This is a genomic window from Planococcus sp. SSTMD024, from assembly GCF_041320495.1.
GTDB lineage: Bacteria > Bacillota > Bacilli > Bacillales_A > Planococcaceae > Planococcus.
This window is the reverse complement of record NZ_JBGGNS010000019.1, coordinates 11,652-33,270: the sequence shown is the minus strand read 5'-3', so window position 1 is coordinate 33,270 and position 21,619 is coordinate 11,652. Positions and strand designations below refer to the sequence as shown.

Annotated in this window: 25 protein-coding genes; 18 read left to right on the top strand and 7 right to left on the bottom strand. The window is 50.2% G+C overall.

From position 1 onward, the window contains the following. The first annotated feature begins 20 nt into the window (after window positions 1-20). From AB9R92_RS03995 to AB9R92_RS03970, 6 genes are all read left to right on the top strand, one after another. Window positions 21-614: a DUF3221 domain-containing protein gene (locus tag AB9R92_RS03995; protein ID WP_370668217.1), complete on the top strand. Its 594-nt coding sequence runs from the start codon at window positions 21-23 to the stop codon at window positions 612-614. 225 nt (window positions 615-839) lie between these two features. Further along, window positions 840-2,072, top strand: coding sequence for an argininosuccinate synthase (locus tag AB9R92_RS03990; protein ID WP_370668216.1), 1,233 nt, complete (start codon window positions 840-842; stop codon window positions 2,070-2,072). Beyond that, entirely contained in the window at window positions 2,069-3,442 is a 1,374-nt protein-coding gene (argH, locus tag AB9R92_RS03985) for an argininosuccinate lyase (RefSeq protein WP_370668215.1), read from the top strand. Before AB9R92_RS03990 ends, argH begins: the two co-directional genes overlap by 4 nt. Before the next feature lie 244 nt (window positions 3,443-3,686). After that, entirely contained in the window at window positions 3,687-4,397 is a 711-nt protein-coding gene (locus tag AB9R92_RS03980; RefSeq protein ID WP_211654187.1) for a cytochrome c biogenesis CcdA family protein, read from the top strand. Window positions 4,398-4,412: 15 nt separating this feature from the next. After that, window positions 4,413-4,736 (top strand): thioredoxin family protein, encoded by a 324-nt coding sequence (locus AB9R92_RS03975; protein ID WP_370668214.1) that lies wholly within the window; start codon window positions 4,413-4,415, stop codon window positions 4,734-4,736. Beyond that, window positions 4,729-5,235: a CcdC family protein gene (locus AB9R92_RS03970; RefSeq protein ID WP_370668213.1), complete on the top strand. Its 507-nt coding sequence runs from the start codon at window positions 4,729-4,731 to the stop codon at window positions 5,233-5,235. The genes AB9R92_RS03975 and AB9R92_RS03970 overlap by 8 nt, the downstream gene beginning before the upstream one ends. A gap of 531 nt (window positions 5,236-5,766) precedes the next feature. On the opposite strand, the gene AB9R92_RS03965 is transcribed toward AB9R92_RS03970, so the two are convergent. After that, entirely contained in the window at window positions 5,767-6,201 is a 435-nt protein-coding gene (locus AB9R92_RS03965; protein WP_370668212.1) for a DUF2621 domain-containing protein, read from the bottom strand. 118 nt (window positions 6,202-6,319) lie between these two features. Between AB9R92_RS03965 and AB9R92_RS03960 the strand changes: the two genes are divergently transcribed. The 4 genes from AB9R92_RS03960 to AB9R92_RS03945 all read left to right on the top strand — a co-directional run bounded on the left by AB9R92_RS03960 (window position 6,320) and on the right by AB9R92_RS03945 (window position 7,614). Continuing rightward, on the top strand, window positions 6,320-6,538 hold the full coding sequence (locus AB9R92_RS03960) for a DUF1659 domain-containing protein (RefSeq protein ID WP_370668211.1): 219 nt from the start codon (window positions 6,320-6,322) through the stop codon (window positions 6,536-6,538). Between the two features lie 18 nt (window positions 6,539-6,556). Beyond that, a complete protein-coding gene (locus AB9R92_RS03955) occupies window positions 6,557-6,772 on the top strand; it encodes a DUF2922 domain-containing protein (protein WP_370668210.1) in 216 nt (71 codons plus the stop codon). A 60-nt stretch (window positions 6,773-6,832) separates the two neighbouring features. Next, entirely contained in the window at window positions 6,833-6,961 is a 129-nt protein-coding gene (locus AB9R92_RS03950; RefSeq protein WP_083509135.1) for a YvrJ family protein, read from the top strand. Window positions 6,962-7,056: 95 nt separating this feature from the next. Beyond that, window positions 7,057-7,614, top strand: a complete 558-nt coding sequence (locus tag AB9R92_RS03945) for an SCO family protein (protein WP_370668209.1) — start codon at window positions 7,057-7,059, stop codon at window positions 7,612-7,614. Between the two features lie 46 nt (window positions 7,615-7,660). Here the strand turns inward: AB9R92_RS03945 and mscL are convergent, their stop codons facing one another. Continuing rightward, window positions 7,661-8,050, bottom strand: a complete 390-nt coding sequence (gene mscL, locus AB9R92_RS03940) for a large conductance mechanosensitive channel protein MscL (RefSeq protein ID WP_370668208.1) — start codon at window positions 8,048-8,050, stop codon at window positions 7,661-7,663. Window positions 8,051-8,197: 147 nt separating this feature from the next. Between mscL and AB9R92_RS03935 the strand changes: the two genes are divergently transcribed. Beyond that, complete coding sequence (locus AB9R92_RS03935) at window positions 8,198-8,845, top strand: lytic transglycosylase domain-containing protein (protein WP_370668207.1); 648 nt, start codon at window positions 8,198-8,200, stop codon at window positions 8,843-8,845. Between the two features lie 35 nt (window positions 8,846-8,880). Here the strand turns inward: AB9R92_RS03935 and AB9R92_RS03930 are convergent, their stop codons facing one another. From AB9R92_RS03930 to AB9R92_RS03920, 3 genes are all read right to left on the bottom strand, one after another. After that, complete coding sequence (locus tag AB9R92_RS03930) at window positions 8,881-9,144, bottom strand: GlsB/YeaQ/YmgE family stress response membrane protein (RefSeq protein WP_370668206.1); 264 nt, start codon at window positions 9,142-9,144, stop codon at window positions 8,881-8,883. Window positions 9,145-9,237: 93 nt separating this feature from the next. After that, window positions 9,238-9,780 (bottom strand): cysteine hydrolase family protein, encoded by a 543-nt coding sequence (locus AB9R92_RS03925; protein WP_370668205.1) that lies wholly within the window; start codon window positions 9,778-9,780, stop codon window positions 9,238-9,240. A gap of 338 nt (window positions 9,781-10,118) precedes the next feature. After that, window positions 10,119-10,988 carry a site-specific integrase gene (locus AB9R92_RS03920; RefSeq protein ID WP_370668204.1) on the bottom strand — a complete coding sequence of 290 codons (870 nt, stop codon included), beginning with the start codon at window positions 10,986-10,988 and terminating at the stop codon, window positions 10,119-10,121. Between the two features lie 255 nt (window positions 10,989-11,243). On the opposite strand from AB9R92_RS03920, the gene AB9R92_RS03915 reads away from it, so the two are divergent. From AB9R92_RS03915 to AB9R92_RS03900, 4 genes are all read left to right on the top strand, one after another. Beyond that, complete coding sequence (locus tag AB9R92_RS03915) at window positions 11,244-11,747, top strand: DinB family protein (RefSeq protein WP_370668203.1); 504 nt, start codon at window positions 11,244-11,246, stop codon at window positions 11,745-11,747. A 130-nt stretch (window positions 11,748-11,877) separates the two neighbouring features. After that, on the top strand, window positions 11,878-14,592 hold the full coding sequence (gene acnA / locus AB9R92_RS03910; protein WP_370668202.1) for an aconitate hydratase AcnA: 2,715 nt from the start codon (window positions 11,878-11,880) through the stop codon (window positions 14,590-14,592). 150 nt (window positions 14,593-14,742) lie between these two features. Further along, on the top strand, window positions 14,743-15,192 hold the full coding sequence (locus AB9R92_RS03905; RefSeq protein WP_370668201.1) for an acyl-CoA thioesterase: 450 nt from the start codon (window positions 14,743-14,745) through the stop codon (window positions 15,190-15,192). Further along, a complete protein-coding gene (locus tag AB9R92_RS03900; protein WP_370668200.1) occupies window positions 15,167-15,487 on the top strand; it encodes a hypothetical protein in 321 nt (106 codons plus the stop codon). Before AB9R92_RS03905 ends, AB9R92_RS03900 begins: the two co-directional genes overlap by 26 nt. A 26-nt stretch (window positions 15,488-15,513) precedes the next feature. On the opposite strand, the gene AB9R92_RS03895 is transcribed toward AB9R92_RS03900, so the two are convergent. Beyond that, a complete protein-coding gene (locus AB9R92_RS03895) occupies window positions 15,514-15,810 on the bottom strand; it encodes a HesB/YadR/YfhF family protein (RefSeq protein WP_370668199.1) in 297 nt (98 codons plus the stop codon). A gap of 21 nt (window positions 15,811-15,831) precedes the next feature. Beyond that, on the bottom strand, window positions 15,832-16,422 hold the full coding sequence (gene plsY / locus AB9R92_RS03890; RefSeq protein ID WP_370668198.1) for a glycerol-3-phosphate 1-O-acyltransferase PlsY: 591 nt from the start codon (window positions 16,420-16,422) through the stop codon (window positions 15,832-15,834). 129 nt (window positions 16,423-16,551) lie between these two features. On the opposite strand from plsY, the gene AB9R92_RS03885 reads away from it, so the two are divergent. The 3 genes from AB9R92_RS03885 to parC all read left to right on the top strand — a co-directional run bounded on the left by AB9R92_RS03885 (window position 16,552) and on the right by parC (window position 21,476). Next, window positions 16,552-16,965, top strand: a complete 414-nt coding sequence (locus tag AB9R92_RS03885; RefSeq protein WP_370668507.1) for a CoA-binding protein — start codon at window positions 16,552-16,554, stop codon at window positions 16,963-16,965. A gap of 117 nt (window positions 16,966-17,082) precedes the next feature. Continuing rightward, window positions 17,083-19,053 carry a DNA topoisomerase IV subunit B gene (gene parE / locus AB9R92_RS03880; protein ID WP_370668197.1) on the top strand — a complete coding sequence of 657 codons (1,971 nt, stop codon included), beginning with the start codon at window positions 17,083-17,085 and terminating at the stop codon, window positions 19,051-19,053. Then, window positions 19,050-21,476: a DNA topoisomerase IV subunit A gene (gene parC / locus AB9R92_RS03875; protein WP_370668196.1), complete on the top strand. Its 2,427-nt coding sequence runs from the start codon at window positions 19,050-19,052 to the stop codon at window positions 21,474-21,476. Before parE ends, parC begins: the two co-directional genes overlap by 4 nt. Window positions 21,477-21,619: the final 143 nt, after the last annotated feature.

Here is a 21,619-nt window from a genome sequence, read left to right as displayed (position 1 = left end):
GCGTAAAGGATTGGGATAAATTGAAAAAAGCTAGTTTATTTCTCGCAGGCTTCCTGCTATTGGCAGGTTGCTCCGATGATGCCGCGCCGACAGAACCTGCGGAGCCGGCAGGAACCGAAGAAGAACCGGAAATTGCAGTCGAACAGGAAGGCCTGACAGAAGAAGGCTTCATTACACAGATCGGAAGCGGGCGCATCCTCATCAATAATATTTATTTCTCTGTACCGGAAGATGTCGAAGTCCAGTTTGCAGAAGGCGGCGAAACGACGGAAGCTGTCATCAGCGATTTGCGCACCGGCATGAAAGTCACGACGGATTATACTGGCCCGCTTGAAGAATCGTTCCCGATGCAAGGCGAAGCTGAAAAGATTACGATCTTGCAGGACGGAGAGTCCAAGCGCCAATCCGAAGCTTTGCAGGCGTTCATCAATGAAGAGCAATTGTCCCAATTGATTTTGATGGGCCAACCGATCGTGCGCGGCGATGAAATCGGGTTTTTATTCAATAATATGGAAACCGGCGATTTGACGGAAGTGCGCATCGACATGAATACATTGGAATATACAATGGGCAATGAAGAAGAGGAAGAACAAACGGAAGATACCGAGGAGTAAGCCGAACGGCAGATCCCGGCAGCAGAAAACCCGGATGGCAGTGAGCCTTCCGGGTTTTTGCATGTACAGAAGATGTTCTTTCTTATAGAAGAAACACGATTTTTTGCATATTTCCTAAAAAACATGAAAATTTATGCGCATCTTCCCTTGCGTTATAAAAAATGCCATGTTATTATGTGTATATTCATCGCATATAACGCATAAAAATACAGGAGGTCATATTATATGAACAAAAAAATCGTACTCGCATACTCAGGTGGACTGGATACATCGGTGGCCATTCCATGGCTCAAATCACAAGGCTATGACGTCGTCGCTGTTTGTCTCGACATCGGAGAAGGAAAAGACTTGGACTTCATCAAACAAAAAGCGCTGCAAGTCGGAGCGGTCGAAAGTTATATGATTGATGCCAGAGACGAATTTGCCGAAGACTATGCACTCATTTCGCTTCAAGCCCATACATTATATGAAGGCAAATACCCGCTCGTTTCGGCATTGTCGCGTCCGTTGATTTCCAAAAAACTCGTGGAAATCGCAGTGGAAAGCGGCGCAACGGCTGTTGCCCACGGTTGCACAGGAAAAGGCAACGACCAAGTTCGTTTTGAAGTTTCCATCAAATCGTTGAACCCGGACCTTGAAGTCGTCGCACCAGTTCGCCAGTGGGGGTGGTCGCGTGACGAGGAGATCGCTTACGCGAAACAGCATGACGTGCCGGTACCGGTCAACTTGGATTCGCCATTCTCCATCGACATGAACCTGTGGGGCCGTGCCAACGAATGCGGCATCCTTGAAGACCCTTGGGCAACACCGCCAGCCGATGCATATGATATCACCAATGCACTAGAAGACACGCCGGATACGCCGGATATCGTGGAAATCGAATTCGTCAAAGGCGTTCCGACAAAATTGAACGGCATCGACTATAAATTGACGGATTTGATCTTTGAATTGAACCATATCGCAGGCAAACACGGCGTCGGCAGAATCGACCATGTGGAAAACAGGCTGGTCGGCATCAAATCCCGTGAAATCTATGAAGCACCGGCAGCGATGACCTTGATCGCCGCGCATAAAGAACTGGAAGACATCACCTTGGTAAAAGAAATGGCTCATTTCAAGCCGGTCATCGAGAAGAAAATGACGGAATTGATCTATGAAGGGCTATGGTTCTCTCCGTTGCGTGTGGCACTTGAAGCATTCCTTAAAGAGACACAGGAGTTCGTCAACGGCACCGTGCGTGTGAAATTGTTCAAAGGCCATGCCATCACGGAAGGGCGTAAGTCACCGAACTCCTTGTACAGCGAAGAACTGGCGACGTATTCGACAGACGATACGTTCAACCATGAGTCCGCGGTCGGATTCATCGAGCTATGGGGCTTACCGACAGTCGTCAACTCTAAAATCAACAAGAAGGAAGTTGCGGTCACGGCACAAGTCAAAGAGGAGGTACAGCTATGACCAAACTGTGGGGCGGTCGTTTCCAAAAGACAGCTGAACAGTGGGTCGACGAGTTCGGGGCTTCCATTTCCTTTGACCAGAAATTAGTGCTCGAGGACCTCCAAGGCAGCATGGCGCATGTCACCATGCTGTCTTCCTGCAAGATCCTTCCTCAGCAAGACGCTGATCTTATCCTGTCAGGGCTTCAGGCGCTGCAGCAAAAAGCGGAGAACGGAGAACTCGAGTACAGCGTATCGAACGAGGACATCCACTTGAATTTAGAAAAGCTCCTGATCGATGAGATCGGCCCGGTCGGCGGCAAACTCCATACCGGCAGAAGCCGCAATGACCAGGTAGCGACGGACATGCATCTGTATTTGAAAAACCGTGTGATGGAAATCGTCGAATTGATTGAAGCTTTCCAGTCGGCGATCGTCGAGCAGGCGGAAATCCATGTCGAGACGGTCGTGCCGGGGTACACGCATCTTCAGCGCGCACAACCGATCTCATTCGGCCATCATTTGATGACCTATTTCTGGATGCTGCAGCGCGACAAAGAACGCATGCAGGAATCCTTGAAGCGCATCGATGTGTCGCCTTTAGGAGCAGGAGCGATGTCCGGAACGAGTTTCCCGATCGACCGCGAACTGTCCGCTGAACTGCTCGGCTTCTCAGGCGTCTACCAAAACAGCCTGGACGCCGTCAGCGACCGCGATTTTATCCTGGAGTTCCTCAGCAACTCATCAATGCTCATGATGCACTTGTCGCGATTTGCAGAAGAGATCATCCTGTGGTCGAGCGAAGAGTTCCGTTTCATTGAACTCGATGACACCTTCTCGACCGGCTCGAGCATCATGCCGCAAAAGAAAAACCCGGACATGGCGGAGCTTGTCCGCGGCAAGACGGGGCGTGTCTACGGCAATCTGTTCGGCTTGCTGACGACCTTGAAAGGCCTGCCGCTTGCCTACAATAAAGATATGCAGGAGGACAAGGAAGGCATGTTCGACACAGTCCACACTTTGATGGGGTCTTTGCCGATTTTTGAAGGCATGATCCGGACGATGAAGGTCAACACCGCCTCCATGGAAAAAGCGGTAAACTCCGACTTTTCGAATGCGACGGAATTGGCGGATTACTTGGCGGCGAAAGGCCTGCCGTTCCGCGAAGCGCATGATGTGACCGGCAAGCTGGTCTTCACATGCATCCAGCGCGGCTATTATTTGAAAGATTTGCCGCTTGAGGACCTCCAGGCAGCGAGCCCGCTCATTGAAGACGATATTTACGAAACCTTGCTTCCGCAGACGGCGGTCAAACGCCGCAATTCGCTCGGCGGCACAGGCTTTGATCAAGTACATCATCAATTGGGACTAGCCAAGAAACTCATCGGGTGATCATTAGTCCATTTATATGCGCGCTTGCTATGTTCGGTACAACAGGCAGGCTGTTGCGCCCGGCTCTCTTCCCCCTAAAGAGAGCCGGTTTTTTTATGGTGCTTTGGCAATCGGCGCAAACAAAAATTATAGGCGAAAACGTGAAGGTTGCCGAAATGTCCATAAAGAGTTCACAGGCAATTTGGCGGTTTTTGCGCACCATCTCTGATAAGATAGAGTTCGTGAGAGAGAGGAGCGTGTTCGAATGGCAACCGATATTAATTTACTTTTGGCTTTCGGTGCCGGGTTTTTGAGTTTCATCTCGCCATGTACATTGCCTTTGTATCCTGCCTTTTTATCTTATATTACGGGCATGACCATGGATGAGATTAAAAATGACCGGAAAGTGATGCAGCGCCGTGGAATGTTCCATACTTTATTTTTCCTTTTGGGCTTTTCCACCATTTTCATCGCACTTGGCTTCAGCACATCGTTCTTTTATGAATGGTTCGTGCGCTATGATGAATTGATCCGCCAGGTGGGCGCGTTGTTCATCATCATTTTCGGATTGATGATCGTTGGGGTCTTTACGCCAAAATTCTTGATGCAAGACCGCAAATTCTCGTTTAAAAACCGGCCATCCGGATTTTTGGGGACGTTTGTCATCGGGCTTGCGTTTGCGGCTGGCTGGACGCCGTGCACAGGGCCGATCACAGCGGCCATTTATGCGCTCGCTGCGACCAATCCCGGATCAGGCATTTGGTATATGCTCGCCTATGTGCTCGGCTTTGCGATTCCATTTTTCGTTTTGTCGTTTTTCGTTACCCGTCTTGGCTGGCTGCGCAAGCATCACAGCACGATCATGAAAGTCGGCGGATTCATCATGATCGCGGTCGGGGTCTTGCTGTTCTTTGACGGCATGACGTATATTATCCGCATTTTGAGCCCGATCTTCGGGGATTTCCAAGGATTCTAAAAAGTAGGTGACGAGATGGAAACCATTTCTTCAATGGATCAATTCCAACAGAAAATAGCAAGCCGCGAATCATTTCTGCTGTTCGTCAAAACCGATCATTGCTCGGTATGCGAAGGGCTGAAGCCGCAAGTCGAGGGATTGGAGCCGGATGCATCCATTCCATTCTATCTGGTGAATGCGGCGCGGGTTCCCGAAATTGCCGGCCAGTTGATGCTCTTTACGGCGCCTGTGGTCATCTTGTTTAAAGAAGGGAAAGAGCACCTGCGGTTCGCCCGTTTCGTGCGCATGGATGAGCTGGAGAGCCGCCTCGGCGAATTGGAGGCGCAATTGGATGGATGAATTATTCAACAGTATCCCGCCAGGCGCCTTTCTTGCCGTGACGACCATCGGCGCCCTCGTCATGGGGACGCTCGCGATCATCGTCCGGTCGAAATCGGCGAAAAAGCCGGCTTCGGTCAAAAAGATCATCTTGCCGCCTTTGTTCATGTCGACCGGTGCCTTGATGTTCATTTTTCCGTTTTTCCGGGTGCCGCCCCTGCAAATTGCTGAAGCGTTGCTCGTCGGGGCGTTGTTTTCGATCATCTTGATCCGCACATCGAAATTCGAAGTGCGTGACGGCGACATCTATTTAAAACGCTCAAAAGCGTTCGTCTTCATTTTGCTTGGGTTATTGTTCGTGCGTTTGCTGGCGAAAGTTATCCTGAGTTCTTCGATTGACGTCGGGGAGCTCGGCGGCATGTTCTGGCTGCTCGCTTTTGGCATGATTGTGCCGTGGCGTCTCGCGATGCTGCGCAAATACCAATTGATTGCAGGGCAAAAAAACGCTGTTCCCGAATAGGGAGCAGCGTTTTTCTTGTTGAGAAAGGCAAGAAGCCGTATTTTCCAAAGCTTTTCGCTCGCTTTCCGTGGGCTCGCGCCCAAGCCTCCTCAGCCTCTTTGAAACCCTTGTGCTCAACTCTCACTGCGTTCGAGCATCGCACAGAAAACCCGCTTGCTCAACTTTCGCTTCGCTCAAGCATCGCAGAAAAAGCTTTGCTCCCACATCTGCGTGGCAGATGCGTCGCAAATGAATGATCTCAGCTAAGCTTCGCTCATTCATTTCTTGCGGGGTCTCGGTCGTCTCGTCGCTTACGCTGCTCCACTGGAAAGATAAGGTCGACCTACGGGAGACCTTATCTTTGCGAAAGTAATGCGCAGCATTATTGAGCAGAAGGAGTTACGAGCGAGCGCTTTTTTTAAATACTTAAACAGAACACTGAGTTTTAAATAGCGAAAAAGTGATTTCCTTTGTATTCATAGCAAATCACAGAGTTTATTAATATTTTGAAAAAAAACGCTGTTCCCGGATAGGGAGCAGCGTTTTTGGTAGTCATTGTTCAAAATATTGCTCATAAGGCGCGAGGTCGATTTCGAGTTCCGCCATTTTTTTGCGCAAAAATTTGTGGTCGCGTTTTGGCGTCGCTTGGATATAGCCACGGATGATGTGTTGCATTTCCATTTTCTTGGCTTTTTCCTCAAGCAGAATCTCGCCGATGCGCCCTGCGATTTTTTGTTTCGCTACCGGGCGGAACAGGTCCGGCACCGGCTGCACGAGTTCGTTCAATAGCTCTTTTTCTTCGGCTCCCCATAGGTGGATCGTTTTTTCTACGTAGTACTCTTCCCAGTTCAGATCCGATAAGCCGTCTTCTTTTGGCATCGATTTCAGGAACTTCCGGAACATAAAATAGCCGCCGATCGCGAACAGCCCGACCAACACAACGACCCAGAATAATATGAACCATAAAAACCAGCCTTCTAATTCCACTTCGTCTCACCTCAATCATTCTCTATACCATTATAGAAGCCTGTGAAAAAAAATTCACCTGAAATGTATCCTTTTTTCGTGTTTATGTCTATATAGCGAATGAAAGGGGGTGAGCAATATGGCATTCAGCGATTTTAAGAACGCAAGCATGCGCTTGACGTTTGACAACGGGCTTGACGAGCAAGGGCGTTTAAAGCGCAAAGTGAAAGCGTACCAGAACGTGGCAGAAGCGGCTTCTGCCGATGGAATTTTCCAGGTGGCGCAAGTGTTGGAGACATTCGGCACGAAACCGCTAATGGAATTGGAGAAAATCTCCGGTTCAAACATCTACCAATAATGAGGGGGAGTGGGACACATGGCGAAAACATTGGAATTGATTTTTGAAACAGCCGCAAACAAAGCAGTCACCATGACGGTTGATGAGCCGCGCGAAGATTTGACGGCGCAGGAAATCATCACCGGCATGCAGACAATCGTCGACCAGAATATTTTTGTAGTCGGCGGATTGCCGTTTGCACTGGCCAAAGGCGCACGCGTCGTCGAACGCAACATCGTCGAATACGAAATTTAATGAACAGGGCCTTCCCGCAAATGCGGGAAGGCTTTTTTTAAAAAGAAAGGAGGCGCTTCGATGCAGGAGTGGATGCAATGGATACAGGAACTCGGATTTCCGATATTCGTTTCGTTTTACCTGATGCACCGTGTAGAAGGCAAGCTTGTGGCGATCCACGACGCGCTCATTACGATGAAGACGCCGTAATTCACAAAGTTGTGATTTCTGGAGCGGGAACCCGGATTGTTTTTAAGCCCTTGTTCGGCTATGATATAGGCAGTTACGAGAGTGGGGGCAATCATATGAAGTGGAAATGGGCGGTGCTGCTGACGGCACTGATGCTGTTTCTCGCAGCATGCGGCGCAGGGGCGGTCGAAGATTTCAATTATACCGACCACCGCGGCGAACAAGTAAGCAAGCAGCAATTGGAAGGGACGCCTTGGCTGGCAACATTTGTCTTCACGAATTGTAAGACGGTATGCCCGCCAATGACTTTCAATATGGCTGATTTGCAGAAGGAAATGGAAGCAAAGGGCTTGAGCGACTATAAAATTATCGCATTCAGCGTCGACCCGCAAGAAGACACGCCGGAGAAAATGCGGGAATACTTGTCGCATTACCCGATTCCCGATGAGAGCAAATGGCATTTGCTGACGGGCTATTCGCAGGATGAAATTGCGGAATTTGCGACGGAGAATTTCAAATCCCTGGTCAAGAACGACCCGAACAGCGACCAGGTCATCCACGGCACCTCTTTCTACCTGGTTGATCAGCAAGGCGAAGTCGTCGGCAATTACGACGGCTTTGAACAGGTACCGACAGCGGAAATCGTTGAAGACATGCAGGAATTGGCACAGTAAAATAAAGAAAAAGCTGCCGAATCCAAACGGCAGCTAGGGGAACCGGTCATTGGCCGGTTTTTTCTTTTGACAAAAGATCGCGGATTTCGATCAACAGCTCTTCTTTCTTGTCGAGCACTTCCGGTTCTTCTTCCGCGGGTACATCTTTTTGGCGCTTTAGGCGCGTAAATAAACGAATCACCATAAAAATAGAGAACGCAATGATGAAAAAATCGATGACGGATTGTGCGAATGCGCCATAGCGGAGTTCGGCCCCATTAAATGTATAAGTCAAATCCTCCACGCTGAATCCGCCGAGTAATATTCCCACCCCAGGCATGATGATGTCTTCGACAAGCGATGTGACGATTTTTCCGAATGCCGCGCCAATAACTACCGCAATCGCCAAATCCAGCACATTGCCTTTTAGAGCAAATTTCTTAAAGTCTTCCCACATAGGCTGTTCCTCCTTCCACTTCCCATTATACATATTCTGTTCGAACCATTATTCTCCTGCTTCAGCTGTGCCGTATGCTCGTGGCAAACAGGCAAAGGCAGGGCGGCTGTGGTAAACTGAGGCAAATGAAACTATAGGTGTGAACATATGAAACAGAAAAAACGAAAAAAATCCTCGCTTGTTATGAGATTCCTCATGTTATTGGCCTTTGTTCCAGCAGTGATCGTGGCGTTCACGCTTGTTGCGGTGATCGCGTATTCCTATTACGGCGACACCGTCAAGGAAACGGTGAAAAAAGGGCAGGACCGCGTATTTGAAGTACCGTTTCCGGAAGAAAATATCGCACTTTACCAGGAAGCGGCCGATCGCTACGAGATCCCGTGGACCTTACTTGCAGCCCATCACCGCATCGAAACGAAATTTTCGACGATGGATCCGTTGTTGTCGCCGGTTGGGGCAGAAGGGCATATGCAGTTCATGCCTTGCACATTTGTCGGCTGGAGCCACCCGACCTGTTCGGGGCAAGGGCAAGGAGAAATTCCGCAAGCGGATAAGACCAACCCAGAAGTCATTGCGAAATACGGCGGCTACGGCGTGGATGCCAATGGCGACGGCTTAGCTGACCCTTACGACCTGGAAGATGCACTCCACAGCGCCGCTAATTATCTGGCGCAAAACGGTGCGGCAGAAGGGGACTTGGAGCGCGCGATTTACCGCTACAACCACAGCGATGAATACGTGGAAGACATCCTTCATTACTATGGCCACTTTGAAGAACAATATAATAATTCATAAAAAAAAAGAGTGGACCGAAGTCCACTCTTTTTTTATTATGCGCGTTTGCGTCCTTTGTTCATTGATCCAAGGATCAAGCTGAGGACGAAGACGAAGATCAATGCGCCGATCAATGCCGGGATGATCGCTACGTCCCAAATAACTGGCCCCATGTCGCCTAGGAGCAAGCCGCCAAGCCATGCACCGATGATACCTGCAATGATGTTACCAATGATGCCGCCCGGAATGTCTTTCCCGAGGATTAGGCCGGCTAGCCAACCGATAATACCGCCCATGATTAGATATAAAATGAATCCCATGTTTTTTCCAGCTCCTTCAAAATGTTTTATTGTATAAGTGCTACACTCTCTGTATAACCACATTCAGGACTTTTAAAACATGGAACAGTAAAATTATCGTATTTGGGCGCCTAGGATGGTTTCAAAGTGCCGCAGGGCGTAGCGGTGTCCCGTATCATCGAAACTTGCGACAGCCTGTTCGTGGATCACAATCTGAAAACCTTTGTTATAGGCGTCAATCGCCGTGTGCAACACGCAGATATCCGTGCAGACGCCGATGATATGAAGTTCTTCAATATTGCGCTCCCGCAGCATCAATTCAAGACGCGTCCCGGCGAATGCACTGTAGCGGGTTTTGTCCATCCAGACGATGTCCTCTTGATGACGTTCGTATACCTCCTGGAGACGGCCGTATAATTTGTGGCCATCCGTCCCTTTGATGTTATGGGGCGGAAAGAGCTTGGTTTCGGGGTGATAGGGATCATTTTCCTCGTGCAAGTCAACAGGCAGGACCACAAAATCGCCGTTTTCGAGAAATTGCTCTGTGATGAAGCATAGTGCCTCCTCGATTTCCTGTCCAGGTGCCCCGCATGTCAACGCGCCGTCTTGCGCGACAAAATCCACCGTATAGTCCACTACCAGCAATGCTTTTTTCATTTCGATCGCCTCCTGTTTTTTCTAGTATACCCGTTTCCTTATGCGCTGTTAACAGTTGGAAAAGAAGTAGGGCAAGCGCAATTAAATGTATTGCTAATATTCTGAAAAGTAATTATAATAGACAAAACAGAAAAGGGGTGTGAGCCATGGAATATGAAAACTTGGAAAAACTCAACAAGCAGGGACTATGGTTTACGGTCATCCACACATTGATCATTTTCAGCTTTGCGTTCGATTTCGGGTTTCTGGCCTGAAAAGAATGGAAAGGAAAAAGTATCCCTTAAAAATTAATCATGAAGCGAAAAAACACACCCGTTCCGGTTGGAGCGGGTGTGTTTTTAGCTGGGCGGATGGGCTTGGCGCTTCATGCGCACGAGCGAATCCTTGAGCATGCGGGAAGCGGATTCGAGCGAGACGCCAAGGATTTCCTGGATCTCCTCCAGATTCTTGTGTTCGACCGCATACAAATGATGGACATAGGCAAAGCGGATATCACCCGAACGCATCGGGGCGCCGACAAATTCAGCAAGGGCTTCCGTATAATCCGATAGGGAGCCCATCTGAAAATGGGTGAATTGGTCTTTCACTTTCGACGATAGCAGAAAAGACGTGCCGCGCGTTTTGGCCCGTTCGATCCCTTGTTCCATCACGGCTTCTTCGTGTTTGTCAAAGTGCAGTGTGCAATGATAACCGTCTTTTTTTTCGACGTCCAAATGGAGGCCATCTGCGTCATTCAGGAAATTATCAATGTCGATCGTGACCATATCGCGAAGGCGCAAGCCTCTTAAATAAAAGACGAAGAGCAGCTTGGCATTGAGCGGCAGTTTATCGGACGTTAACACGTCCGGTTTCTTTTCCAGAAGATGCCCGTAATCGACTTCGATGTCGTGGGGCTTTAAATCAAGCTTATGATTCAATTTGAATTTCGGCATGAAATCATTCGGAATCTTGCCGATCTGCCACATATAATCGAACCAGCGGCGGATGTAGATCAATTTACGATTCAAGGTGCTGTCTTTGATGCCGGCTTCTTTTTGTTCCAACAGGAATTGCTGAATATCAGAAGGGCGGATTTCATGGGGTTCCACCGATTTTTTATAGGTTTTCCGCAAAAACGCAAAAAGTGCACGGATCAATTGGACTTCATGGACCACCGTGTTCGGGCTGATGCCATTATCCAATCTGTATTTTTCATAACCGTATGGCATGGACATTCACCTCTTTAACTAGGTTTTATTCATTATACCAGTTTTTAGGCGGAATAGAACGTATTTTCCCTTGTTCGGGTTGGGAATGAATGAAAAAGAGGTTTTATTCATTCATAAGTAATAAACTACTTAAGGGTGTTACATAAAAATCAAAAACAGCCAACAAGCAACTTAAAATGGCGGTGAAAAAACGAGTGATAATCGACAAAGCGGGTATAAAGAAAGATAATGGGAATTAGAAATGAGGTGCAGCAATTGCAAAACGAAGAAAATGCGAGAATCCGCCATACCATCTTGAAGAAAGTCGAACCATTCGATGACCACATCCTGAATGAAAAACCATCGGATGGCGAATGGTCTGCCATGCAGATCTTGGATCATCTCCTTAAAATGGAAGAGGCGATTACAGCAGGCGTTGCCAAAACAGCGAAGAAAAACGAACGAAAAAAAGCCTTGAAGAAACCGATCCAATTATCGGTCAGCCGCAAAGTGAAAGTTGACGCGCCAAATCACACGGTGCCTGAAGAAAAATTTTTCGCCTTAGAGGAAATGAAAGAGAAGTTGAATGATTCAAGAAATCGCCTGTATGAAGTCTACACACAAACAGACAAAGAGACGCTCCAGAACAACTCCATGCCGCATCCGGTGTTCGGCGATGTGCCGCTTGTCCAATGGTTCCCATTTATCGGCTATCATGAGAAACGCCATTTGGCCCAGCTGGAAGAGACCTTAAGAAAAATCGATGAGAAAAGGAAATAGTCATTAGAAAAACTTATCGGAATGTATAATTTTAATGTAATTTACTTATGCACATTGTTTCGGTATGATGGAAGAGGAGAAAAGACGCGTTAACACGCCTTTTCAGAAGATTTAAAGGAGGAACACGATTATGGCAAAGAGCAGTTTGCACAACAGCCGCACGTCGTTCGAGCTCAACGGCAAGACGTATAATTATTATCGTCTCGCTGCACTCGAAGAAGCGGGGATCGCGAAAGTATCTCGCCTTCCGTACTCTGTAAAAGTACTATTGGAATCCGTATTGCGTCAGCACGACGGATATGTCATCAAAGACGAACATGTAGAAGAACTGGCAAAATGGGGCAAAGACGCGAACAAAGAAGCGGAAGTTCCATTCAAACCTTCCCGTGTCATCCTTCAAGACTTCACCGGCGTACCGGTAGTTGTCGACTTGGCGGCGCTTCGTTCAGCAATGGCTGAAATGGGCGGCGACCCGGATAAGATCAACCCGGAAATCCCGGTTGATTTGGTCATTGACCACTCGGTGCAAGTTGACCGTTACGGCAGCGAAGATGCACTGCGCGCGAACATGGAATTTGAGTTCGAACGCAATGCCGAGCGTTACCAATTCCTAAACTGGGCTCAAAAAGCTTACGACAACTACCGTGCGGTTCCACCAGCTACGGGTATTGTCCACCAAGTAAACCTTGAGTACTTGGCGAATGTTGTTCACGCTCTTCCAAACGAAGACGGCACATTCGAAGCCTTCCCGGATACGCTTGTCGGTACGGATTCCCACACGACAATGATCAACGGGATCGGCGTTCTTGGATGGGGCGTTGGCGGAATCGAAGCGGAAGCAGGCATGCTTGGACAGCCTTCATACTTCCCGATTCCTGAAGTTATCGGCGTAAAAATGACCGGCGAACTGCCAAACGGCGCAACTGCGACGGATTTGGCACTTAAAGTCACTGAAACTTTGCGTAAAAAAGGCGTAGTCGGCAAATTCGTCGAGTTCTTCGGCCCTGGCGTTACCACATTGCCGCTTGCAGACCGTGCGACCATTGCCAACATGGCACCTGAGTACGGCGCAACTTGCGGATTCTTCCCAGTGGATGAAGAAGCATTGACTTACATGCGCCTTACAGCCCGTACGGAAGAGCAAATCGCTGTCACTAAAGAATACCTGAAAGCGAACGATATGTTCTTCACAGTCGACAACGAAGATCCAATCTACACGGACCTTGTCGAAATCGACTTGACGACGATCGAACCGAACTTGTCCGGCCCGAAACGCCCGCAAGATTTGATTCCATTGTCTCAAATGAAAAAAGAATTCAACACAGCAATCACCGCTGCAGAAGGCCCGCACGGCTTCGCGTTGGACCAAAACGAAATCAACAAAACGGCGACCGTTAAATTCAACGACGGCAAAACTGCTGAAATGAACACGGGCGCTTTGGCGATTGCTGCAATCACATCTTGCACAAACACGTCCAACCCATACGTTATGCTTGGCGCTGGCCTCGTTGCGAAAAAAGCGGTTGAAAAAGGCTTGACTCCGCCGCCATACGTGAAAACGTCACTAGCGCCAGGTTCGAAAGTCGTGACAGGCTACTTGAGCGATTCTGGCCTTCTTGACTACATGAACCAAATCGGATTCAACTTGGTCGGTTACGGCTGTACAACATGTATCGGTAACTCCGGCCCGCTCCTTCCTGAAATCGAAGAAGCGATCGTGGAAAACGACTTGCTCGTTTCATCTGTATTGTCCGGTAACCGGAACTTTGAAGGACGCATCCATCCGCTCGTAAAAGCTAACTACTTGGCATCCCCGATGCTTGTTGTGGCTTATGCACTTGCCGGCACAGTGGACATCGACTTTGAAGTGGACCCGATCGGGCAAGACCAAGACGGCAATGATGTCTTCTTCAAAGACATCTGGCCTTCAACTGAAGAAGTGAAAGACGTCGTGCACAACACGGTAACGCCTGAATTGTTCCGTAAAGAATACGAGCATGTCTTCACTGAAAACGCAGAGTGGAACGCAATCGAAACAAACGATGATTCCTTGTATGCTTTCGACGACAACTCTACCTATATCCAAAACCCGCCGTTCTTCACGGGCATGTCGAAAGAACCGGCACCGATCCAGCCGCTATCCGGCCTTCGTGTCATGGCGAAATTCGCCGACTCGATCACGACGGACCACATTTCACCGGCAGGCGCAATCGGCAAAGATACTCCAGCTGGCTTGTACTTGCGTGAAAACGGCGTTGAGCCGCGCAACTTTAACTCTTACGGCTCCCGTCGCGGTAACCACGAAGTCATGATGCGCGGAACATTCGCGAACATCCGCATCCGTAACCAAGTCGCACCAGGAACGACTGGCGGCTTCACGACATTCTGGCCGACCGGCGAAGTTATGCCGATCTATGATGCATGCATGAAGTATCAACAGCAAGGCACTGGCCTTGTGGTTCTAGCCGGTAAAGACTACGGCATGGGCTCTTCCCGTGACTGGGCTGCTAAAGGAACATTCCTGCTTGGCGTCAAGACAGTCATCGCGGAAAGCTATGAGCGTATCCACCGTTCGAACCTTGTGATGATGGGCGTCTTGCCGCTTCAATTCGTCAACGGCGAAAGCGCTGATTCCCTTGGTCTGACAGGCCACGAAACCATCAGCGTCAACTTGTCCGACGATGTGAAACCGCGCGACGTACTGACGGTCACAGCCACTGCCGAAGATGGCAAAGTAACGGAATTCAAGGTCCTCGCACGCTTCGATTCTGAAGTGGAAGTCGACTACTTCCGTCACGGCGGCATTCTGCAAATGGTGCTCCGCAACAAATTGCTAGAAGCATAAAATAAAAAAGGCTGCCTCCGGGCGGCCTTTTTATTTTGGGCAGAATCGCAGCGGCAAGGAATTTCGCCCGCTATGACCCACACAGCTTCAGGACCTTGTGCTTTTTGATCTCAAGGTATGTCCTGTATACTAGAGGAGAGGTGAAGGAAAATGTACATAAGCGAAAAAGAAATTGAAATCCGCTATGCGGAAACGGATCAGATGGGCGTCGTCTATCACGCCAATTACTTGATCTGGCTCGAGCTCGGGCGCACGCAATTGATCGAGGATCTCGGGTTTACGTATGCCGGGATGGAATCGCAAGGGTTCTTGTCTCCGGTGACGGATATCTCGATTCAATACAAAGCCGCGCTGCGCTATGGGCAAAAAGCACGCGTCAAGACTTGGGTCGCGTCTCACGGCCGCTTGCGGACTACGTACGGCTACGAAGTGCTCCACGAAGACGGCACACTCGCCGCCAAGGCGACATCTGAACATGTCGTCGTTAAAAAAGACAATTTCCGTCCGGTCCCGCTCGCCAAAGTGGCGCCTGAGTGGGATGCTAAATACAAAGAAGTGGTGAGGGGGGCAGAAGATGGCGTTCGGAATCCGACGACCTGAATTGGAACGCTGGAAACAGGATGTGCAAGACGGCCACATCTCGTTTCTCACCCATTACTGGGTGGACCACCGATTTCCCGGCTGCACCACGGTGACAAAAGTCGGCTGTTGTGACATCGACAAACTGGCCGATTGGGGCAGCCGCTACGGCTTGCGGCGTGAATGGCTGGATCTTCGGAATGACTACCCGCATTTCGATTTATTCGGCGACAGGCAAGCGGAAATTCTTCGAGCGGAAGGCCGCTTGGATCAGTTGAATAGATTAGTCAATTCCAGCGAGAAAGTGAATGAATAAAAAAAGAAGCATGACGCTACATGGCGTCATGCTTCTTTTTGTCCGTATGAATAACTCAATTCACCCAACGTATCATCGACACTGACGTGCAGGTCGTGTTCATCGAAATACCAATGGTCGGCTTCTTCTATAAAGTACAGCACGCCATCTTCTTCGAGGCGGACCACTGCTTCGTACGGGCTGTCTTTTGTGACGCCTAGCGAGAAGCCAGGCTGCAGCCCGTCTCCTCCGTAGCGGACGAAAAACCGCACCGCTTCCCCGGCCTCGACTTCCATTTCGTTATGGAACCAATCTTTCGCATCATTGCTCAAATGGATTTCCATGCAAACACGTCCTTTCGGGTTCTACCACTTGATCTTCGGTTCGGTGCCTGCGCGGATTCGCGCGATGTTCGCGCGGTGCCGATAAATGATGAACGTGGCGAGTGTCAAAATCACGGCAAAAAACAAGTAATCGCCGGTATTGATCGTGTAGATAATCGTGTAGATGACCGAGACGACAGCCAAGATGATTGACGACAAGGATACCATCTTGGTGATCTTCAATGCAATCAACAAGACCGCGACAGCCAGTAAAAACAAGGGCCATTGATAACCAAGCAGGATGCCGCCGGATGTGGCAACGGCTTTTCCGCCTTTAAAGCGCGCAAACACCGGAAACATATGGCCGATGACGGCGATAACACCCAGGATAAGCGGGTGGACGTCGGTGACCATGACGAGCGGCAAGAGCGTCGCCGCCGTGCCTTTTAAAATATCCAGCAGGGTAACGATGAAGCCGGCTTTCGGGCCGAGCACGCGGAATGTGTTGGTCGCCCCTAAATTGCCGCTGCCTTTCGTCCGGATGTCGGTGTTGTAGAAAAGTTTTCCGATCCATAATGCTGAAGGGATGGATCCGAGTAAATAAGCGATAATTACCGGAAGCAAAATGTCCATGATTGACTCCTTTGACGTACACTGTTTTCTTTTCTACAGTTTACCATGACCGCAGAGACAGAAACAATAGATGGCGGATTATTCAACAAACGACCCACTTTCATGTATGATAGACTAAAAGGACAGGTGATTTTGTTGAAGAATCCAGACCGCAAAGAAATCAAAGAAGTGCTCGACAGTGCCAAGACCATCGCCGTGGTCGGCTTAAGCCCGAATCCGATGAGAACCTCTTACATGGTGTCCAAAGCGATGCAAGATGCCGGCTACCGCATCATTCCGGTCAACCCGCTGGCGGACGAAGTGCTCGGGGAGAAAAGCTACGCGGCGCTTACGGACATTCCGGAGCCGGTCGACATCGTCAATGTCTTCCGCCGCAGCGAATTTTTGCCGGGCATTGCGGAAGAGTTTCTCAAGATCGAAGCCCCGGTGTTCTGGACGCAGTTGAACGTCGTCGATGAAGAGGTCTTCAATCGCCTCGACGCAGCCGGCTACACGGTCATCATGGACCGCTGCATTAAAGTCGAACATTCCATCCTGAAATAGCAGTTTTCACGAAGGGCGCCTAGCGCTCTTTTTCTATGAACATTGACAGGAACGCCTGGAATGGCATACGATTAAAAGAAGAGAGTATACGAACAAATGTTTGTTGGAGGGAAATAAATGGCTAAAACGAACAGCAATGCATACAACGAAGAAGCGATCCAAGTTCTAGAAGGACTGGATGCGGTACGCAAACGCCCCGGGATGTACATCGGTTCGACCGATGCCCGCGGGCTTCACCACTTGGTCTATGAAATCGTCGACAATTCCGTCGATGAAGCGCTTGCCGGCTTCGGCGACCGCATCACGGTGACCATTCACGAAGACAACAGCATCAGCGTGCGCGACTATGGCCGCGGCATGCCAACGGGAATGCACAGAAGCGGCAAGCCGACACCAGAAGTCATTTTGACGGTGCTCCATGCCGGCGGGAAATTCGGCCAAGGCGGCTACAAGACGAGCGGCGGGCTTCACGGCGTCGGCGCTTCCGTCGTCAATGCCTTGTCGAGTTTTTTGGAAGTGACGATCCACCGCGACGGGCGCAAATACCGCCAGCGTTTTGAAAACGGCGGCAAACCCGTGACGACCTTGGAAGAGATCGGCAAGACGAAGGAATCGGGCACCTTAATTCATTTTTTGCCCGATGAAAGCATTTTCAGCGTCTCCAAATACAATTACGACACATTGAGCGAACGCTTGCGCGAATCGGCGTTCCTCATGAAAGGCATGAACATCGAGTTGATCGATGAACGCAGCCAAACCGGTGAGAGTTTCTTTTATGAAACCGGCATCAAAGCCTTCGTCGAATACTTGAACGAGGAAAAAGACGTGCTCCATAAAGTGGCGTACATGGAAGGGCAAAGCGATAGCCTCGAAGTCGAATTCGCGTTCCAGTTCAACGACGGCTATTCCGAAACGATTTTGTCGTTCGTCAACAACGTCAGAACGCGCGACGGCGGCACGCACGAAACCGGTGCCAAAGCGGCCATGACCCGTGTCTTCAACGATTACGCACGCAAAATCAATTTGTTGAAAGACAAAGACAAAAACCTCGAAGGCTCCGACATCCGCGAAGGCTTGGCGGCGATCGTCTCCGTGCGCATCCCGGAAGCTTTGCTGCAATTTGAAGGGCAGACGAAGAGCAAACTCGGCACAAGCGAAGCCCGCAGTGCCGTCGATGCGGTCATCTCCCAGCAATTGATGTACTTCCTCGAGGAGAACGCAGAACACAGTGCGTCACTCGTCCGCAAAGCCATACGCGCGTCTCAGGCGCGTCTCGCCGCACGAAAAGCGCGCGAAGACGCCCGAAACGGCAAAAAACGCAAGAAATCCGATGCTTTATTGTCGGGCAAATTGACGCCGGCGCAGTCGCGCAACGCCAAAAAGAACGAATTGTACCTGGTCGAGGGCGACTCGGCGGGCGGTTCGGCCAAACAAGGCCGCGACCGGACGTTCCAGGCGATCTTGCCGCTGCGCGGGAAAGTCGTCAACACCGAAAAAGCGAAATTGGAAGAAATCATGAAAAACGAAGAAATCGCCACCATCATCCACGCGATCGGCGGCGGCGTGTCGTCCGACTTCTCGGTAGACGACATCGCCTACAACAAAGTCATCATCATGACCGATGCGGATACCGACGGCGCGCATATCCAAGTGCTGCTGTTGACGTTCTTCTACCGCTACATGAAGCCGCTCATTGAAGCGGGCAAAGTGTTCATCGCCTTGCCGCCGCTCTACAAAGTGTCCAAAGGCGCAGGCAAAAAAGAAGTTGTCGATTACGCGTGGACCGAAGCGGATCTCGACGAGTCGATCAAGAAAATCGGCAAAGGCTATATGCTCCAGCGCTACAAAGGCCTTGGGGAAATGAACGCCGACCAATTGTGGGAGACGACAATGAACCCCGAATCACGCACCTTGATCCGCGTGACGATTGAAGACGGCGCGCGCGCCGAACGCCGCATCACAACGCTTATGGGCGATAAAGTCGAACCGCGCCGCAAATGGATCGAACACAACGTCGACTTCGGCTTGGAAGACGACAGCAACATCTTAGAAAATGATTTGATTCACGCTGAGGAGGAACTCGTATGACACAAACCGAACGTTTCCAAGATCTGCCCTTAGAAGAAGTCATCGGCGATCGGTTTGGCCGCTACAGCAAATACATCATCCAGGACCGCGCGCTGCCGGATGCCCGCGACGGGCTGAAACCCGTACAGCGCCGCATCCTGTATGCGATGCACCACGAAGGCAACACCAACGACAAAGCGTTCCGGAAATCCGCCAAAACGGTCGGGAACGTCATCGGCAATTACCACCCGCACGGCGATAGCTCCGTTTACGAAGCGATGGTGCGGCTCAGCCAGGACTGGAAAATCCGCCACATGCTGGTGGAGATGCACGGCAACAACGGCTCGATGGACGGGGATTCCCCGGCCGCGATGCGTTATACGGAAGCCCGGCTTTCCGCGATTTCCGGCGAATTGTTGCGCGACATCGAAAAACGCACCGTCGAATTCATCCCGAATTTCGACGACGTGGACGTCGAACCGACCGTCCTGCCGGCGCGTTTCCCGAATTTGCTCGTCAACGGCTCGACCGGGATCTCGGCGGGCTATGCCACCGACATTCCGCCACATGCGCTGCATGAAGCACTCGATGCGGTCCTCATGCGCATCGACAAGCCGGATGCGTCGATCGATGAATTGATGACCGTCATCAAAGGCCCGGACTTTCCGACCGGCGGCATCATCCAAGGCGTCGACGGCATCAAAAAAGCCTATGAAACGGGGCGCGGAAAAATCGTCGTCCGTTCCAAAGCGGCGGTTGAACCGTTAAAAGGCGGCAAAGAACAGATCGTCATTACGGAAGTCCCGTTCGAGGTGAACAAAGCGAGCCTCATCAAGAAAATCGATGACCACCGCTTTGACCGCAAACTCGACGGCATTTCCGAAGTGCGCGATGAATCCGACCGCACGGGCCTTCGCATCGTCATCGAATTGAAAAAAGAAGTGCAGGCGGCCGGCATCTTGAACTATTTGTACAAAAACACCGATCTGCAGATCAGCTACAACTTCAACATGGTGGCGATCCATCACCGCCGCCCGACGATGATGACCTTGCCGACGATGCTCGATGCCTATATCGAACACCAAAAAGAAGTCGTGACGAAACGTTCGGAATTCGACTTGCAAAAAGCGAGCGACCGCATGCACATCGTCGAAGGCTTGATCAAAGCCTTGTCGATTCTCGATAAAGTGATCAAGACCATCCGTGCGTCCAAAGACAAACGCGACGCGAAAAACAACTTAATCGCGAAATTCGAGTTTTCAGAAGCGCAGGCAGAAGCGATTGTGTCCTTGCAGCTGTACCGATTGACGAATACCGACATCACCGAACTCAAAAAAGAAGAGGAAAGCTTGCGCAAATTGATTGCCGAGCTGACGGGCATCTTGACGAGCGCGACGAAATTGAAAAACGTCATCAAAAAGGAACTCCAGGCGATCCGTAAGAAATTCGCCGAGCCGCGCCGCTCCGAAATCGAAGAAAAGATCGAAGAGTTGACCATTACGCGCGAAATCATGATTCCAAGCGAAGAAGTCATTGTCACCGTGACGAAAGAAGGCTATGTCAAACGGACGAGCACCCGCTCCCATGCGGCTTCGAACGGCAAGGATTTCGCCATGAAAGACAGCGACCACCTATTGTTCGAAGGCAACCTCAATACACAGCATACGGTCTTGATCTTCACGACCGGCGGAAATTTCGTATTCCAGCCCGTCAATGAACTGCCGGATATCAAATGGAAAGACCTCGGCCAGCATTTATCGAGCATCGTCACCTTGGATTCCAACGAATCGGTGCTCGCGGTGTTCCCGTTCGAAGACTTCGAACAAGATGCGACCATTTTAACCGTCTCCAAATTCGGCCAAGTGAAGCGTTCGGCGCTGAAAGATTACCACGTGCAGCGCTACTCACGCGCCATCAAGACGATGAACTTGAAAAAAGGCGACGACATGATCTTTGCAGGGCTCGTAACGAGCGAAAGCGAACTGTTCCTGGCCACCAAGATGGCGTACGGCGTCCGTTTCCCACTCGAAGAAGTGCCTGTAACAGGGCTCCGGACGTCTGGCGTCAAAGGCTTGAACTTGAAAGAAGGCGACGAAGCGGTGTCTGCGGTCATGATTGATGCGAAACAGCAGCCCGATCTCGTGCTCGCGACGCAGCGCGGGGCCGCAAAGAAAATGAAACTTAGTGAATTTGAAAGCGGCAGCCGCGCCAAACGCGGCGTCATCATGCTGCGGGAATTGAAATCCAATCCCCACCGCGTCGTTGCCGTCATCGGCACGACCGGAAAAGAAGAGATTCTGCTCGAAACGGCCAAAGGCTTGCGCATTCCGATTGCACCGGGCCGGTTGAAAGCAGTCGACCGCTATTCGAATGGTTCGTTTATCGTTGACGAAGCAACAGACGGCGCCGTCACGGCAGCTTACTTAGTGCCCGCTGCCGAATAAGACGAAAGGCGTTGAATGAATAAATCATTCAACGCCTTTTTATTGCATTATGGCCTATTCACTATAAATTTATTCAGAATATTAACCGAATAACTCGTTAGCTGTATTCTTTTTGGCAGTACCAGGGCCAATCTGGATCACCA

Excerpts from the sequence above, each read along its gene's own strand:
- AB9R92_RS03990 (WP_370668216.1), top strand. The coding sequence starts at position 840 with ATGAACAAAAAAATCGTACTCGCATACTCAGGTGGACTGGATACATCG.
- argH (WP_370668215.1), top strand. The coding sequence starts at position 2,069 with ATGACCAAACTGTGGGGCGGTCGTTTCCAAAAGACAGCTGAACAGTGG.
- AB9R92_RS03980 (WP_211654187.1), top strand. The coding sequence starts at position 3,687 with ATGGCAACCGATATTAATTTACTTTTGGCTTTCGGTGCCGGGTTTTTG.
- AB9R92_RS03975 (WP_370668214.1), top strand. The coding sequence starts at position 4,413 with ATGGAAACCATTTCTTCAATGGATCAATTCCAACAGAAAATAGCAAGC.
- AB9R92_RS03970 (WP_370668213.1), top strand. The coding sequence starts at position 4,729 with ATGGATGAATTATTCAACAGTATCCCGCCAGGCGCCTTTCTTGCCGTG.
- AB9R92_RS03960 (WP_370668211.1), top strand. The coding sequence starts at position 6,320 with ATGGCATTCAGCGATTTTAAGAACGCAAGCATGCGCTTGACGTTTGAC.
- AB9R92_RS03955 (WP_370668210.1), top strand. The coding sequence starts at position 6,557 with ATGGCGAAAACATTGGAATTGATTTTTGAAACAGCCGCAAACAAAGCA.
- AB9R92_RS03950 (WP_083509135.1), top strand. The coding sequence starts at position 6,833 with ATGCAGGAGTGGATGCAATGGATACAGGAACTCGGATTTCCGATATTC.
- AB9R92_RS03945 (WP_370668209.1), top strand. The coding sequence starts at position 7,057 with ATGAAGTGGAAATGGGCGGTGCTGCTGACGGCACTGATGCTGTTTCTC.
- mscL (WP_370668208.1), bottom strand. The coding sequence starts at position 8,050 with ATGTGGGAAGACTTTAAGAAATTTGCTCTAAAAGGCAATGTGCTGGAT.
- AB9R92_RS03935 (WP_370668207.1), top strand. The coding sequence starts at position 8,198 with ATGAAACAGAAAAAACGAAAAAAATCCTCGCTTGTTATGAGATTCCTC.
- AB9R92_RS03930 (WP_370668206.1), bottom strand. The coding sequence starts at position 9,144 with ATGGGATTCATTTTATATCTAATCATGGGCGGTATTATCGGTTGGCTA.
- AB9R92_RS03925 (WP_370668205.1), bottom strand. The coding sequence starts at position 9,780 with ATGAAAAAAGCATTGCTGGTAGTGGACTATACGGTGGATTTTGTCGCG.
- AB9R92_RS03920 (WP_370668204.1), bottom strand. The coding sequence starts at position 10,988 with ATGCCATACGGTTATGAAAAATACAGATTGGATAATGGCATCAGCCCG.
- acnA (WP_370668202.1), top strand. The coding sequence starts at position 11,878 with ATGGCAAAGAGCAGTTTGCACAACAGCCGCACGTCGTTCGAGCTCAAC.
- AB9R92_RS03905 (WP_370668201.1), top strand. The coding sequence starts at position 14,743 with ATGTACATAAGCGAAAAAGAAATTGAAATCCGCTATGCGGAAACGGAT.
- AB9R92_RS03900 (WP_370668200.1), top strand. The coding sequence starts at position 15,167 with ATGGCGTTCGGAATCCGACGACCTGAATTGGAACGCTGGAAACAGGAT.
- AB9R92_RS03895 (WP_370668199.1), bottom strand. The coding sequence starts at position 15,810 with ATGGAAATCCATTTGAGCAATGATGCGAAAGATTGGTTCCATAACGAA.
- plsY (WP_370668198.1), bottom strand. The coding sequence starts at position 16,422 with ATGGACATTTTGCTTCCGGTAATTATCGCTTATTTACTCGGATCCATC.
- parE (WP_370668197.1), top strand. The coding sequence starts at position 17,083 with ATGGCTAAAACGAACAGCAATGCATACAACGAAGAAGCGATCCAAGTT.
- parC (WP_370668196.1), top strand. The coding sequence starts at position 19,050 with ATGACACAAACCGAACGTTTCCAAGATCTGCCCTTAGAAGAAGTCATC.